We start from the raw sequence: 14990 nt of genomic DNA, 5'->3' as shown, positions 1-14990 counted from the left end.
ATACTTGCATTGTTACTGCATTGTATGTGACAGGAGGATCATTTAGAACAAGCCCTATTCTGCTGTTTTTTCTTCTTTTAGCACAGTATACATGCCAGCGGCTTCTTCTTTTTTCGTCGTGTCCTTTAACTCATTGACTTGAACCGTCACAAGTTTTTGACCAAAACGGATTTTAAGCTCGTCTCCTTCTTTCACGTCAGAGCTGGCTTTCGCCTGTGTGCCGTTAATAGAAATTCTGCCTTGATCAGCTACTTCTTTTGCCAATGTTCTTCTTTTGATTAAACGGGACACTTTTAAAAATTTATCTAATCTCATGTATGCTCACCTCTTTCTATACGTTTGGCATCGTTCCATAGATCGTCCATTTCCTCTAGCGTTAAGTCCTCTAATGAACGTCCCATGTCCTTTGCTTTTTGTTCAATATGCTGAAAGCGTCGCATGAATTTTGTGTTGGCGGAAGCGAGCGCCGTTTCAGGCTCTAGCTGATAGAACCTTCCAATGTTGACGAGAACAAACAAAAGATCTCCAAATTCGTCTTTCATCTGCTTCGTTGCACTTTCGTCCGGCTTCTCTGCCACTTCAACGAGAAATTCCTGCTTTTCTTCTTCGTATTTGTTCCAAATATCTTTCACATCTGTCCAATCAAAGCCTACTTTGGCGGCTTTCTTTTGGAGCTTATATGCCTTTGTTAATGCTGGAAGCGTCGCTGGGATGGATTGCAACATGGAGGCTGCCCGCTCCGGCTTCTCCTGCTGCTTGATTTTTTCCCAGTTGACGACCACTTCTTCTGCTTCAGACACATTTGTGTCGCCAAACACATGGGGATGTCTACGAATCATTTTTTCTGTGACATGCTGGATGACGTCATCAATTGAGAAAAAGCCGTCATCTTCACCAATTTGAGCATGAAGTAACACCTGCAGCATCACATCTCCTAGCTCTTCCACCATATGGTCTGGATCATCTTCATCTATCGCTTCAAGCAGTTCATAGCATTCTTCAATTAAATAGGGTTTGAGTGACTCATTGGTTTGTTTTTGATCCCATGGACAGCCGCCCGGACCTCTTAATGTACGGATGACGTCACGGAAGGTGTCAAATTGTTGATAAAGCAGCTTTTCATCTTGAATCGGAGGCACATAAACACTCGTTAAGTTATTTATCGACACATCTCGATCAAGTTCAAATAAAGGAACGGCAGTAATCTGTTCCAGGCTGCTTCCAGCCGCCGTCACAATATAGACTTCATAATCGTCTGGAAGCTTTTCCATCAGCGTGAGTTTCACATTCGAAGCGGTGATCTGATCATATACCTGACAAATGAGGACATGCTGGGTCAATTTCAGATCGTCCGCTCTCATATCTCCTGCATCAACGAATTGGAATCCCTCGATTGGGTCAATCTGCAAGGAGTTAAACGTCGCATCCAAAAAGCTTTGTCCACCAGCAACAGACACCTCAATCCCGCGCTCTTGCTGTTGAGAAACTAATAGCTGGACGGTCTTTTCTGCGACAAATGGGTGACCTGGTACTGCGTACACAATCTCCTTTTCCGCAGCCTCTGCAAATAAAATTTCCGTGATTTCCTGATAGACCGAATCAAACTGATCGTGCTTTTCATAAATTTCATCAAAAAAGGTCAGCGATGGGACCTCCTGCATCAACTCTGCGGTAAGCGGATGGTCCTGCGTTCTCATAAATACTTCCTTCGCCTGCTTCAGCTGCTTGTATACACCGAGCGTCAGCTGATCCATGTCGCCTGCCCCAAGACCGACGACGGTAATCTTACCTGCCATTTTGATTCCCTCTCATCTGTTTAAAATATAAAATCTTTTCTCCTAATGGAATGAGTCTCCATTCCTCGTCCGTAAATACTTCTAGCTTAAGAATACTATATAAAAAGGCGAAACCACCAATAAAAACTGACGTCAGGCTCTCTAAAACGGAAAAAGGACGTTTTTCAAAGGGAATGACCCAAGAAAACAGTGCCTGATACCCTATTAAGACGATGGCCATGAAAGCGGCCGATAAAAGAATTTTCACTGGAAACAGCTCTCTCAACGAAATCCATCCTTTATATCTCAAATAAACGGCATTGAGCAGAGCGGCAGCGAGGAAACCGCACACGGTTGACCATGCGGCACCATAGATGCCAAATAGCGGCACAAGTGCAAGCGTGAGTATCCATTTCACCAGCACACTGAGAATCACCACAACAGCCGGATACACAGTATGCCCGAGACCTTGAAGTAAAGCTGCTTGCGTAATCGCTATCGATGTAAATGCGATGGAAATACAGAATATTTGCAGCGCATCGGTACCTAAATCATTACGAAAAAGCATGGTATTGACTGGCGAAAGAATACAAATCAGCCCAACTGCTGAACCAATCCCTAAAACCGACGTGGTTTTAAACGATGTCCATACTTTTTGCCTGATCGCTTCATGCTCTCCATTCCTCATGGCCGCTGATAAAAATGGCACAAGAGAGGTCCCGATGCTAATGGCAAACACTGTCCCTAGCTGTAAAAACGGCTGCCCTCGGTCATACACACCTTTTGCCGTCTTTGCCGCGGCTTCACTCAGTCCCTCACTGCGCAGCAACGCATACAGATGAAAGGCATCAATCATTTGCATCCATAAAATGAGCAGTCCGCTGACACAAATCGTGAATGTATACAGCACCAAACTCTTCAAAACATCCTTTTTCCGAAGTGTCGCCTGCTTGACTGTCATAGGTGCAGAAGACTGTTTTCGGTAAGTCAGCCAAAGAAAAAGAAGTAGTATAAGCGAGGACGCGCTTCCCGCTATGGAGGAGAATACCGCACCCGCACCCGTTTCATAAAGCGAATAACCGTGCCTGACGAAATAGAAGGATAAAACAAGCAGGACGCCTACCCTGATGAGCTGCTCAACCAATTGAGAAACAGCCGTTGGAAGCATCATACCGTAACTCTGAAAAACGCCTCTCAGCATCACGGTAAGCGGCAGGAATAAAAACACGAAAGCACTCATTTGGATGAGCAGGATTAATTGACTGTCCGCCATAAGGCTCGCAATTCTACCTGCTCCTATGTAAAGACAAAGAAATAAGACCAGGCTCAGTAAAGTGATATAGACCAAAGATACCCTTGTAATGATCCTTCGATTTTCTTCCCCATGCTCACTCAGAAGCTTGGACACCATGACAGGAAACCCTGTGGTGCCGAGCATGATCGCAATACCAAGGAAGGGGTACACTTGCTGATAAATATAAAACCCTGTGTCTCCTACGATGTTCTGGAACGGAACACGATAAACGGCACTTAGTACCTTTGATAACAAGCCTGCGATGGTCAAAATCACCGCACCTTGGAAAAGCCAATGCGGCTGATTCACAGCATTTTTCATGGATGACTCCTTTAAAAATAGATCTACAGTTAAACGCACTCATTATATCATACGTGAATGAAAAGCCGTTTCTTTCTAAGGAGTAGACGGCATATTCCCCGTTTTGTTTCATTCCATATAAAAAACGCCGACAAAATCAAATGATTTCATCGGCATTCTTTCGTTTCATCAAAATGATATAGAATTATTAGACCTAGTGTTCCATTTGACGGGCTAAGAAGCCAGCTGCTGTTTCTGCCGCTTTATGCTCCACTTCCCCCATTGAACGCTCTTTAGAAAATAAGACGACGGCGCCAATCGGATCTCCGTTTGCAACAATAGGTGCAATGGTATAAGCAGATACGTCATCATCAATACCATCGACAAGTTGAATTTCTTTTTTGCTTTCTTCTAATACAGAATTACGCTGGTCCATTGTTCGTTCAAGTAAATCACTGATGGATTTGTTTAAGTACTCTTTTTTCGAACTGCCGGATACAGCAATATACGTATCTCGATCACAAATCAGGATGGAATGACCCAAACTGTCGAATAATGCATCAGCATATTCCTTCGCAAAGTCTCCTAGCTCACTAATCGGCGAATATTTCTTCAAAATGACTTCTCCATCGCGGTCGACGAAAATCTCAAGCGGGTCTCCTTCCCGGATGCGCAATGTTCTGCGAATCTCCTTCGGAATAACCACTCTACCTAGATCATCGATGCGGCGTACAATTCCAGTTGCTTTCATTCACTGCTGCCTCTCTTTCGTTTAGATGATGTGTTGGGTGAATGGAGCAAAAGCGTCCACTTTATGCAACATTCACCACTTGACCCTGAGATTAGTATCCGTCACATCAACCGTAATATACACGAGAGACAAACAAATTTTTATGAAGATGGAATGGTTTCTTTTTTCACATCTTGAAGACCTCGAAGCATATTCAGAACAATATCTAGCCATTCTTCCGTCTTCTTGCCTTTCGTTTGGACAGAAATAATTAGCTTGCTGCCTTCCATTCCTAGGCCAATATCACGGCCATATTTACTGCCGAGGGCAAATAATTTTTGACCGTCGATTTCACTGCTTGCTTGCTCTTCAAGGGTGAGTCTGACAATGCCTTTCTCCATCTTGATCAATTCGACACGTTCCTGCACTGCGTATACTTTCATCGTCGCAATTGTAAACAAGTCCGCCACTTCTTGCGGATATTCACCGAATCGGTCGATCATTTCATCTTGAAGCTCTTTTCGCTCTTCAATTGATCCAATCGCTCTGAATTGTTTATACATCTCGATCTTTTGCTTCCCATCCGAAATGTAAGTGTCCGGGATGTAAGCATCGATTTGCAGATCGATTTCCGGTTCGAATTTATCTTGAGCCGTTGTATCGCCTCTTCTTTCTTCAATGGCTTCTTTCAGCATTTGAGAATAGAGGTCGAATCCAACAGAATCAATGAATCCATGCTGCTGTGCACCAAGTAAATTGCCTGCTCCTCGAATCGTTAAATCACGCATCGCAATTTTAAATCCTGATCCGAGCTCTGTGAATTCTTTAATAGCTTGAAGTCTCTTCTCTGCTACTTCAGACAAAACTTTATCTTTTCGATACGTGAAATAAGCATATGCGACACGATTCGAGCGTCCTACTCGTCCTCTTAGCTGGTACAGCTGAGAGAGCCCCATTTTATCCGCATCGTGGACGATGAGCGTGTTCACATTTGGAATGTCGACTCCCGTTTCAATGATGGTGGTACTGACCAATACATCTGATTCACCTTCAAGGAAATTGATCATCACTGATTCCAGCTCGTTCTCACTCATTTTCCCATGTGCATAGCTGACTTTCGCATCTGGAACTAGCATGGAAATTTCATCTGCTTTGCGTTCAATATCCTCGACACGGTTGTACAGGAAGTACACTTGGCCACCGCGTGCTAGTTCTCGCTCAATCGCTTCTCTGACTAAAGCGCCATTGTACTCGACCACATAGGTTTGAACAGGGAAACGGTTTTCAGGCGGTGTTTCAATAACCGATAAATCCCGTACGCCAAGCATAGACATATGCAGCGTACGCGGAATTGGCGTAGCCGTTAATGTCAGTACATCGATATTGGCTTTCATCTGTTTAATTTTCTCTTTATGGGTCACACCAAAACGCTGCTCTTCATCAATAATCAACAGACCTAAGTCCTTATAGACAATATCTTTAGAAAGCAAACGATGTGTACCGATAACCATATCTATCGTTCCATTTTTCAACCCTTTTAACGTTTCGGTTGTTTCTTTTCTTGTACGGAAACGGCTCAGCTGAGCAATTTTGACCGGATAGTCTTGGAATCGGTCCATAATCGTGTCAAAATGCTGCTGCGCTAAGATGGTTGTTGGCACAAGCAGAGCAACCTGCTTCCCGTCAGCAATCGCTTTGAAGGCGGCTCGAATCGCCACTTCTGTTTTTCCGTATCCCACATCTCCACAAAGCAGGCGGTCCATTGGACGCTCCCGCTCCATGTCTTGTTTGATTTCATGAATCGAACGGATTTGATCATCTGTTTCCTGGTAAGGGAACGCTGATTCAAACTGGCGCTGCATCTCATGATCAGGTGAGAAGGCATACCCTTTGCTTGCCTCACGTTCTGCATACAGCTTAATGAGATCATCTGCAATGTCCTGAACAGAAGTTTCTACTTTTTTCTTCACGCGTTTCCAGTCACTACCGCCTAGTTTGTACAGCTTTGGTTCTTTTCCTTCTGATCCTACGTATTTCTGCACCTGATCAATTTGTTCAACCGGTACATAAAGCTTGTCGCTTCCTTGATAATGAATATTTAAATAATCTTTATGAATGCCGCCGATTTCAAGCGTTTCAATTCCTAAATACTTACCGATCCCGTGGTTAATGTGCACCACATAATCGCCGACTTGAAGCTCTGAATAGCTCTTAATTCGCTCTGCATTGGTCAGCTTTTGCTTACGTGCCTGCTTCTTCACACGTTTCTTGAAGAGCTCGCCTTCTGTGATCACCGCAATTTTTGATAACGGCAGTTCAAAGCCTGTTTGCAGCTCACCTTGTAAAATATACACCTGTCCGCTTACAAGATCTGCGTCCGGCTTGGCAAGAGCAGCTTCAATGTCATAATCATGTAAGACAGAAGACAGTTTGTCTGTCCGTTCTTCATCCACACCTAAGAAGACAACTGTGTATTGTTGTTTTTTATAACGTTCAATTTCACTCGCAAGCACATTCATCTGCCCGTGGAAATTCTGCATTTGCTTACTAGATACATTGACGATATTTTGCGGATTTGTCTGCTGGACATGTCTCAGGAACAAGGAGTAGTACAGAATCGACCGCGATTGCTGATTGATTAGTTGTTGAAACGGGAAAGAAAGGGATAAATCATGAAGAATATTGCCTTCTTCAAGCAGGCTAATTGTCCAATCCACTTCTTCCTGCTCAAGCTGTTCTTCCATCTCCTGAATTCTGCTAATTTCATCTAAAATAATAATCGTATCCTGTGATGTGTAATCTAGCAAACTAGCAGGTTTTTCATAGAAATAGGACAGGTACTTCGTCATTTCCTGTGTCACGATACCTTCTAGAAGCTTCTCTCGATCAGCAGAAATATGTTGATGCAGCAATTCTTTTTGCTGGTCCGAGTTGAATTTCTTTAAGCTCTTCGCAAGTCCTTGATCAAGCTGTTCAATGGCTCTCACTCGTTCAGGCCCTCTCACAATCAGCTCTTTTGCGGGACCGATTTTAATTTCTTGAAGTGTTTCTAATGAACGCTGTGTATCCGAGTGGAATGTTCGAATTGAGTCTACTTCTGTATCAAACAGCTCAATACGAATTGGATGATCTTCCGTTAACGAATAAATATCAATGATTCCTCCGCGCACACTAAAATCTCCGGGCGCAGCAACCATCGACGTCCGGTCATAACCGATTTGTACAAGCTGTTTTGAAAACGCCTCCAAATCAATTTCTTCACCAAGCTTTAAATGGATCTGACTCTCCTTCCAGAGCTCAACTGGCGGAAGCATTCGACGCACCGCAGCAGCCGGGGTGACGATAATGGGGTTTTCTCCATTCGCCAGCCGGTTCAGAACATCTAGACGCTGTGCTCTGAGCTCAGGGCTCGCAACGGCAATTTCTGAAGCAATGAGTTCATTCACAGGATAAAGAAGGACCGAGCGATCTGACAGCACACTGGCAAGATCATCTGTTACCTTCTGCGCTTGATACAAGTTGTGAGTCACAATAAACATCGGCCGCTTAAGTTCGTCTGATATAGCGGCTGTAAATAAAGATCTGACGGAGCCTGATAGTCCGGCGAGCAGCTGTGCTTTTAACCCTTCCTTTAGCCCATTAAAAATGGACTGAAAATCATCACTTTGTTTGATAACTGATTGTATATTTTTCATTTGGCTCCTCCTCCCTGCTTGTTTAAAACAGAAAAACGCTTTGGTCTATTATCTACACCAAAGCTTTTTATTGAATAAAGGTATGATACTGATGGTAATCAGGATTTCTTTCGAGCGCCTCTTGGCAATCCTCACAAATGGTTTGTACATGTAAATCACCATTTTCCCTATAAGAAATCATATCGTTTCTTTCCTCATTTGTTAAGTGATGAAATCCAAGTGCTTCACTTTGAACAGCGGATTCATCTAGACTGCCAACCTTTACACCACAGTGCCGGCAGTAATAATGCAAAGCCATACGTGATCCTCCCATGCTGAGATTTTATGATCAGTATGTGCTTTGCTTATCATTCTTATACCTTTTTGTTAAAATCATTCATCACTTCCAAAAATGGCTTAGTTAAAGCCGCCTCACAAGCTTCGACAGACGCCTGAATGGCTGATGCAATGTCAGGCTGCTCCTCTTCTGAAAAGCGTCCTAGCACGTAATCGACGACCTTCATGCCATTTTGAGGGCGTCCAATGCCGATACGGAATCGATCAAACTCAGGTGACCCTAAATGCTGAATCAACGATTTGATTCCATTATGTCCGCCAGCACTTCCTTTTGTACGCAAACGAATCCGGCCAGTTGGCAAATCAAGATCATCATAGATGACTTTCAAATGTTCAAGAGGAATATCATAGTAATCCATTAGCGGACGCACGCATTCTCCTGATAAGTTCATATATGTAAGCGGCTTTACAAGTAGAACCTTTTGCCCTGAAACAAACCCTGTTCCAAACAGTCCATGGAATTTTGATTGATTTAAAGGGATGTCCCATTTTTTCGATAATTCATCTATTGTCATAAACCCGACGTTATGTCTTGTTTTTTCATATTCTTTTCCTGGATTACCTAATCCAACGAATGCAATCATGAAACCAATAACCTCCTTTGTCACAAAGCACACGCCTAAAAAATGAGCCAATAGGATTGCCTCATGTAAAACGTATGAATTCTTTTCATTCTAGCACAAAAGACGCAACCGCGGGAGGGTTACGTCTCTAAATGCCCAGTTATTCTCCATCGTTATCCTTTTCTTTAATGGCCTCAGGTTCTTTTGGTTCCTCTGCGCTATCTGGTTCAGGAACCTCTGATTGCTGAGGTGGTAAAATGGATGCCACGACTTCTTCTGGATCGTTATTCACTTGATATGATGACTGAACAGACAAATCAGCGACTGTTAGGACATCATTCACTTCTAAGTTTGTAATATCTGCTTCAATATGCTGAGGGATATCTTTTGGTTTCGCTGTAATGGATAGTTCAAATAGTGGCTGCTGAAGCACACCGCCATCTTTAACTCCTTTAGATTCGCCAATCAGCTGTACAGGTACATCTGCTTCAATTTCACGCTGTAAGTCGACTACTTGGAAATCTGCATGGACAAGCTCATTTTTTAGCGGATCTGTTTGTAATTCTGTGACCATCACGGATTTTGTTTCACCGTTCACGTCTAATGTGATGATTGTATTCTTCCCTTCATCACGTAAGGTCTTTAATAAATCGATGCTGTCTAGTGAAACAGCCATGCTTTCTGTATTTTTTCCGTATATGACACCAGGAACGTGTCCTGAATGACGGATTTTTTGCAGTGTGGAACGTTTGAAATCAGTTCTTTTATTTGCTTTTAAAGTTGCCATATTCAGCACCATCCTATTTCATTTTTGTCACTACTCTCATAATTACCCATAACCGAATCATTTTAAACTTATTTGCTGTGAATGATGATAGCAAAAAGACCCCAAGCGGATGCCTAGGGCCTTTTTTAATCAGAAAATTAACTGAAAAGGTAGCTCACAGATTCTTCTTCATGTACACGGATGATGGCTTCTGCAAGCAAAGGCCCAACTGAAAGCGGAATGAATTTTCCAACTTTCTTGTCATCTGTTAAGTGAATACTGTTTGTCACAACTAATTCTTTAATTTTAGAATTTGTGATACGTTCTACTGCTGGTCCAGACAATACTGGGTGAGTACAGCAAGCATATACTTCAGCCGCTCCATTTTCCACAAGTGCATTTGCAGCAAGTGTAATGGTACCAGCTGTATCAATGATATCATCGATGAGAATCGCCGTTTTGCCTTCAATGTTACCAATGATGTTCATCACTTCAGCAACGTTTGGCTTTGGACGACGTTTGTCGATAATTGCGATTGGCGCTTTCAGGCGATCTGCCATTTTACGCGCACGTGTTACACCACCGTGGTCAGGAGACACAACGACGATATCATTCAAGTTTTTCTGTTCGAAATAGTTTGTTAAGATTGGCACAGCCATTAAGTTATCGATTGGAATATCAAAGAAACCTTGGATTTGCGGCGCATGAAGATCAAGTGCAATGACACGTGTAGCACCCGCTGTTTCAAGTAAGTTCGCAAAAAGCTTCGCAGTGATTGGCTCACGAGGTTTTGCCTTACGATCTTGACGTGCATATCCGTAATAAGGGATCACAATATTGACCGTTTTCGCAGAAGCGCGTTTTAGTGCATCTACCATAATGAGCAGCTCCATGATGTGCTCATTCACTGGCGCACTAGTGGATTGAATGACATAACAATCACAGCCACGAATACTTTCTTCAATATTGATTTGGACTTCACCGTCACTAAAGCGTTTAACAGAGCTCTTTCCTACATCAACTCCGATACGATCGGCAATTTCTTTCGCAAGTTCAGGGTTTGAATTCAAAGAGAATATCTTTAAATTCGCATCAGCATAACGATTAGACATGGTAAACCTCCGGGTATTTGGATTATTTTTTATGAATATTTTTCACATAATCTTCTTTATTGACTTGTCTTGCTCTAGCAATAGACAATGCATCCTGCGGTACATCTTCTGTAACCGTTGAACCAGCTGCAACATATGCCCCTTTTCCGACAGTGACTGGTGCCACGAGATTAGAATTACAGCCAATAAAAGCGCCATCTTCAATCTTCGTTAAGAATTTGTTCTTCCCATCATAATTGACTGTAATAGAGCCACAGCCAAGGTTTACATCAGTTCCGACCTCTGCATCTCCAATATAGCTTAGATGAGATGCTTTGCTGCGGTCACCGAAAACCGTTTTCTTGATTTCGACAAAATTCCCGATCTTCACTTCATCGCCAATTTTCGACAACGGGCGAATATGAGCAAACGGCCCAATTGTCACATCGACTCCAACCTCACTATCGCAGACGACAGATTGCTTAATCACTGTGCGGTCTCCGACGATGCTGTCAACAATTTCAGTGTTTGGTCCAATAGTTGCGTCTGCACCGATTTTCACATTCCCTTTGATGACCGTCCCAGGATAAATCATTGTATCTTCACCGATAACTGCATCAGGTGAAATATACGTGTTCTCAGGATCAATCAAGGTCACACCATTCTTCATATGCTGATGATTAATACGTCGCTTCATGAATTGCTCTGCTTGTGATAGAGCGATACGATCATTGACTCCAAGTGTTTCTTCAAAATGCGGTGTTTGATATGCAGCTACTGTTTGCCCTTCATTCTTTAAGATTTCAATGACGTCTGGCAAATAGTATTCGCCCTGTGCATTTTCATTCGACACTTGCTCAATCACACGGAAGAGATCTTCATTTGAAAAACAATAAGTCCCTGTATTAATTTCATTCACTTGACGTTCCGCATCATTCGCATCTTTATGCTCCACAATTTTCACGACAGCACCGGTTTCGTCACGAATAATACGACCATAACCTGTCGGGTCATCCGCATGTGCTGTTAAAATAGTGACTTTCGCTTGATGTTTTTGATGCTCGCTCAACATAGCTTCCATTGTCTCCGCTGTCAATAATGGCGTATCACCACAAATGACAATGGTTGTTCCCTTTTCCTGCGCAAGGAACGACTTTGCTTGTTTGACGGCATGTGCTGTTCCCAGCTGTTCTTCTTGAAGTGCATACTCACTTCTGTCTCCAAGCTGCTCTTTAACGTTCTCTGCTCCATGACCGACAATCGTCACTAGCTTGGCTAAAGAAAGCTTTAACGCTTCATCTGCCACATGCTCGACCATTGGCTTTCCGCAAACTGGATGAAGTACTTTGTATAGCTTTGACTTCATTCTCGTTCCTTTTCCCGCTGCTAAAATCACTGCGAACCGCTTATCCATTGATTGGCCTCCAATATCCCTATTATCCATAGAAAAATATATCCTAAATAAGGACTGATTTCAAGGATACATGAGGAAGTACAATATTTTTCTAACGGATGAAACATATAAGACACATGAAAGACACATGAGGAAAAACGCAAAAAAGACAGCATTTAAAAGAAAACATTCCATTTTCTCTTAAAGCTGTCTTTTTGGTTTTACTTATGGTTAAGAAGCTCCAGCTTCTTCATATTCAATTGTTTCTTCCTCTTCGCCTAAGCGATGATATTCATTTAATACAGCATCTTGGATTTTCCCCCGAGTACCTGAATTAATTGGATGTGCAATATCGCGAAACTCTCCATCAGGCGTGCGTTTGCTAGGCATTGCAACAAACAACCCATTGTTTCCATCAATCACACGAATATCATGAACAACAAATTCGTGGTCCAGCGTGATGGATGCAATCGCCCTCATGCGACCATCGGTATTCACGCGGCGTAATCTTACGTCAGTAACTTCCACAGTAGTTCACCACCTTTTCCCAATATAAAAGCATTACTTAGGTATTCAACGATTGTGGTGATTCTCCTGCTCTTTTTTTAAACTTTTTTTGAAATATCGGGATATTTATACATTTTTTGTCATTTTAGTGACGACGCTTACATTCTTTGCGTGAAAAAAAGACATCATAATGATGTCTTTTCCTGCATATGATGAAACCAAACGGCTTTCGTTAAGATTGCCTGTTTACTTTACTAATGCAATCACTTCAATTTCTACAAGTGCATCCTTAGGAAGTCTTGCTACTTCCACACAAGAACGGGCTGGCTTATGTGTATGGAAATACTCACCGTACACTTCATTTACTTCTGCGAATTGTTCCATATCCTTGATAAAAACTGTTGCTTTCACAACTGTCTCAAAGGAAGCACCTGCTGCTTCAAGTACGGCCTTAAGATTACGGAACACTTGATGAGTTTGTTCTTTAATATCTCCATTTACAAAGTCTCCAGCTGCTGTTAATGGAATCTGCCCGGAGCTGTAAAACATGTTATTGACAATAATCCCTTGAGAGTAAGGTCCAATGGCTGCTGGTGCATGTTTGGTTTGAACAACTTTTGTCATATCAATCTCTCCCATTCAACTACATGTTTATCAACGCTTAAGCTTTCGAATGAAAAAACTCGTGGAAATTGCCTTCATTGATCTCAATGATCTTCTGCTTCATATCAATGGTTGAAAGCTTTAAAAGCGATACATATTCATCAACGAGACGTTCATCTACGCCTTCATCTTCTAAAAGAACACCGATCCCTGCAACATTTGCATTAAATTCCTCAAGCAAATTCACCATGCCGTTAATGGTTCCGCCCGCTTTCATAAAGTCATCAATGATCAGGACATTGGATCCTTTATCTAAGCTTCGCTTTGCAAGTGACATGGTTTGAATTCGATTAGACGAACCTGACGCGTAGTTAATACTTACAGTTGATCCCTCAGTTACTTTATTATCTTTTCTAACGATCACAACCGGCACATTTAAATAAGCAGCAACAGAATAGGCAATAGGAATACCCTTTGTCGCAACAGTCATGACGACATCAATCGCACGGTCTGCAAAGATGGTCGCAAATAGCTTACCGATTTTCGCAAGGATTGATGGATTCCCTAAAACATCGGTTAAATATAAATAACCGCCAGGAAGTACACGTTCAGGAGTCGATAGAGCTTCTCCGATATCGTTTACCACGTCGTCTGCTTCTTTTAGGTGAATCTTCGGAATATATTTCACTCCGCCAGCAGCACCAGGTACAGTAAGCAATGTGCCTATTCCCTGCTGTTCGAAGGTCTGTTTGATAATCGTTAAGTCTTCACTAATGGAGGACTTCGCAGATTGATATCTTTCTGCAAAAAAAGTTAACGGTACTAGTGCGTGCGGGTGGGCTAACAAATAATTTGTTAAGTCCACCAATCTGCCGCTTCGACGAAACTTCATGAACTTACCCCCAGAACCCGAATAATTTATGATAAATATAACTTAATATACGGATTTAATCAAGGGCATTTTGTTCGCCGATCATGCGGACAGCGTATACTTGATCACAAAATCCTCTCAGTCCGTTATATATTCTTTGTACCTTCGATTCATATTGAATCAAACCAAATACTGTAGGGCCGCTTCCACTCATTAAAACAGCGTCAGCACCGAAACGCTTCATCTGCCTTTTGATCATATCTACTTCTGGATACATCTTTAATGTCACAGACTCTAGAACGTTTCCGAGTGAGCCGCACATCTCTTTATAATCTTTCGCTTCAATCGCTTCAATCATACGCTTTACATTCGGGTGTTCTACTTTGCTTGCGTCATATTGTCTATAGACTTCTGCTGTAGATACCCCAATCACCGGCTTCGCTAAAATCACCCAGCAATGCGGCGGTGCCGCAATATGCTTCAGCTTTTCTCCACGTCCTGTCGCTAGTGCTGTGCCTCCGTGTACACAAAAGGACACATCTGAGCCGATCTCCGCTCCAAGCTCAGCTAGTTCATCTAACGTGAGGTTTAACTTCCACAAACGATTTAAGCCGCGAAGTGCTGCTGCTGCATCACTGCTGCCTCCAGCTAACCCTGCTGCGACTGGAATTGTTTTTGTGATGACAATGGATACACCTTTTTGAATACCGAACCTTGTTTTAAGTAATTTAGCCGCCTGATAAGCCAAATTACGCTGATCATCAGGCACGAATCGATTATGAGATGATACACGAATTTCATCCTTGTCCAGCTCCGTCAGCTCTAGTCGATCTGCAAGGTCTATTGTTGTCATCACCATCTCCACTTCGTGATATCCATCCGGTCTTTTTCCATGAACATCAAGTGAGAGATTAATTTTCGCCGGTGCTTTTTCTAAAATACGCAAACATTTCACCTACTTCTCCATCTAAACATAAGTATCAATATTGTATCACATTTGATGGATCTGATGAATATAGGCTTTTACGCCGAGCACACTGACTTTTTCATCAAAAAAAGCCAGAGA

The 14990-nt window shown here is 42.5% G+C and carries 14 protein-coding genes; all 14 read right to left on the bottom strand.

Annotation, left to right across the window (positions count from 1 at the left end; genetic code table 11):
* Window positions 1–54 precede the first annotated feature (54 nt).
* Window positions 55–315, bottom strand: a complete 261-nt coding sequence (locus MKY83_RS00365; protein WP_003217975.1) for an RNA-binding S4 domain-containing protein — start codon at window positions 313–315, stop codon at window positions 55–57.
* A complete protein-coding gene (gene mazG / locus MKY83_RS00360) occupies window positions 312–1796 on the bottom strand; it encodes a nucleoside triphosphate pyrophosphohydrolase (RefSeq protein WP_106067694.1) in 1485 nt (494 codons plus the stop codon). Before mazG ends, MKY83_RS00365 begins: the two co-directional genes overlap by 4 nt.
* On the bottom strand, window positions 1786–3390 hold the full coding sequence (locus MKY83_RS00355) for a polysaccharide biosynthesis protein (protein ID WP_342487700.1): 1605 nt from the start codon (window positions 3388–3390) through the stop codon (window positions 1786–1788). The genes mazG and MKY83_RS00355 overlap by 11 nt, the downstream gene beginning before the upstream one ends.
* Before the next feature lie 193 nt (window positions 3391–3583).
* Window positions 3584–4120, bottom strand: a complete 537-nt coding sequence (spoVT, locus tag MKY83_RS00350) for a stage V sporulation protein T (RefSeq protein WP_003217990.1) — start codon at window positions 4118–4120, stop codon at window positions 3584–3586.
* A gap of 140 nt (window positions 4121–4260) precedes the next feature.
* Window positions 4261–7794, bottom strand: a complete 3534-nt coding sequence (mfd, locus tag MKY83_RS00345) for a transcription-repair coupling factor (RefSeq protein WP_342487699.1) — start codon at window positions 7792–7794, stop codon at window positions 4261–4263.
* A 67-nt stretch (window positions 7795–7861) separates the two neighbouring features.
* Window positions 7862–8092 carry an anti-sigma-F factor Fin family protein gene (locus MKY83_RS00340; protein ID WP_003217967.1) on the bottom strand — a complete coding sequence of 77 codons (231 nt, stop codon included), beginning with the start codon at window positions 8090–8092 and terminating at the stop codon, window positions 7862–7864.
* Between the two features lie 55 nt (window positions 8093–8147).
* Window positions 8148–8714, bottom strand: a complete 567-nt coding sequence (gene pth / locus MKY83_RS00335) for an aminoacyl-tRNA hydrolase (RefSeq protein WP_065097674.1) — start codon at window positions 8712–8714, stop codon at window positions 8148–8150.
* Window positions 8715–8853: 139 nt separating this feature from the next.
* Window positions 8854–9480: a 50S ribosomal protein L25/general stress protein Ctc gene (locus MKY83_RS00330; protein WP_065097658.1), complete on the bottom strand. Its 627-nt coding sequence runs from the start codon at window positions 9478–9480 to the stop codon at window positions 8854–8856.
* Between the two features lie 137 nt (window positions 9481–9617).
* The gene (locus tag MKY83_RS00325; RefSeq protein WP_003217907.1) at window positions 9618–10571 is read right to left on the bottom strand and encodes a ribose-phosphate diphosphokinase; all 954 of its coding nucleotides are present in this window, start codon (window positions 10569–10571) and stop codon (window positions 9618–9620) included.
* 22 nt (window positions 10572–10593) lie between these two features.
* Window positions 10594–11964, bottom strand: coding sequence for a bifunctional UDP-N-acetylglucosamine diphosphorylase/glucosamine-1-phosphate N-acetyltransferase GlmU (gene glmU, locus MKY83_RS00320; RefSeq protein WP_065097659.1), 1371 nt, complete (start codon window positions 11962–11964; stop codon window positions 10594–10596).
* A 210-nt stretch (window positions 11965–12174) separates the two neighbouring features.
* Window positions 12175–12471, bottom strand: coding sequence for a septation regulator SpoVG (gene spoVG / locus MKY83_RS00315; protein WP_034324487.1), 297 nt, complete (start codon window positions 12469–12471; stop codon window positions 12175–12177).
* 225 nt (window positions 12472–12696) lie between these two features.
* Window positions 12697–13074, bottom strand: a complete 378-nt coding sequence (gene ridA / locus MKY83_RS00310) for a 2-iminobutanoate/2-iminopropanoate deaminase (RefSeq protein WP_003217959.1) — start codon at window positions 13072–13074, stop codon at window positions 12697–12699.
* A gap of 37 nt (window positions 13075–13111) precedes the next feature.
* Window positions 13112–13945 (bottom strand): pur operon repressor, encoded by an 834-nt coding sequence (gene purR, locus MKY83_RS00305; RefSeq protein ID WP_065097661.1) that lies wholly within the window; start codon window positions 13943–13945, stop codon window positions 13112–13114.
* A gap of 55 nt (window positions 13946–14000) precedes the next feature.
* Window positions 14001–14870: a 4-(cytidine 5'-diphospho)-2-C-methyl-D-erythritol kinase gene (gene ispE / locus MKY83_RS00300; RefSeq protein WP_044140396.1), complete on the bottom strand. Its 870-nt coding sequence runs from the start codon at window positions 14868–14870 to the stop codon at window positions 14001–14003.
* Window positions 14871–14990: the final 120 nt, after the last annotated feature.

The sequence above is a fragment of the Bacillus sp. FSL M8-0266 genome (assembly GCF_038613425.1).
Classification (GTDB): Bacteria; Bacillota; Bacilli; order Bacillales; family Bacillaceae; genus Bacillus; species Bacillus pumilus.
The sequence above is the reverse complement of the archived record's forward strand: the minus strand, read 5'-3'. Positions and strand labels throughout refer to the sequence as shown.

Bases quoted from the DNA above. Each gene is read 5' to 3' on its own strand.
- MKY83_RS00365 (WP_003217975.1), bottom strand. From the start codon at position 315: ATGAGATTAGATAAATTTTTAAAAGTGTCCCGTTTAATCAAAAGAAGA.
- mazG (WP_106067694.1), bottom strand. From the start codon at position 1,796: ATGGCAGGTAAGATTACCGTCGTCGGTCTTGGGGCAGGCGACATGGAT.
- MKY83_RS00355 (WP_342487700.1), bottom strand. From the start codon at position 3,390: ATGAAAAATGCTGTGAATCAGCCGCATTGGCTTTTCCAAGGTGCGGTG.
- spoVT (WP_003217990.1), bottom strand. From the start codon at position 4,120: ATGAAAGCAACTGGAATTGTACGCCGCATCGATGATCTAGGTAGAGTG.
- mfd (WP_342487699.1), bottom strand. From the start codon at position 7,794: ATGAAAAATATACAATCAGTTATCAAACAAAGTGATGATTTTCAGTCC.
- MKY83_RS00340 (WP_003217967.1), bottom strand. From the start codon at position 8,092: ATGGCTTTGCATTATTACTGCCGGCACTGTGGTGTAAAGGTTGGCAGT.
- pth (WP_065097674.1), bottom strand. From the start codon at position 8,714: ATGATTGCATTCGTTGGATTAGGTAATCCAGGAAAAGAATATGAAAAA.
- MKY83_RS00330 (WP_065097658.1), bottom strand. From the start codon at position 9,480: ATGGCAACTTTAAAAGCAAATAAAAGAACTGATTTCAAACGTTCCACA.
- MKY83_RS00325 (WP_003217907.1), bottom strand. From the start codon at position 10,571: ATGTCTAATCGTTATGCTGATGCGAATTTAAAGATATTCTCTTTGAAT.
- glmU (WP_065097659.1), bottom strand. From the start codon at position 11,964: ATGGATAAGCGGTTCGCAGTGATTTTAGCAGCGGGAAAAGGAACGAGA.
- ridA (WP_003217959.1), bottom strand. From the start codon at position 13,074: ATGACAAAAGTTGTTCAAACCAAACATGCACCAGCAGCCATTGGACCT.
- purR (WP_065097661.1), bottom strand. From the start codon at position 13,945: ATGAAGTTTCGTCGAAGCGGCAGATTGGTGGACTTAACAAATTATTTG.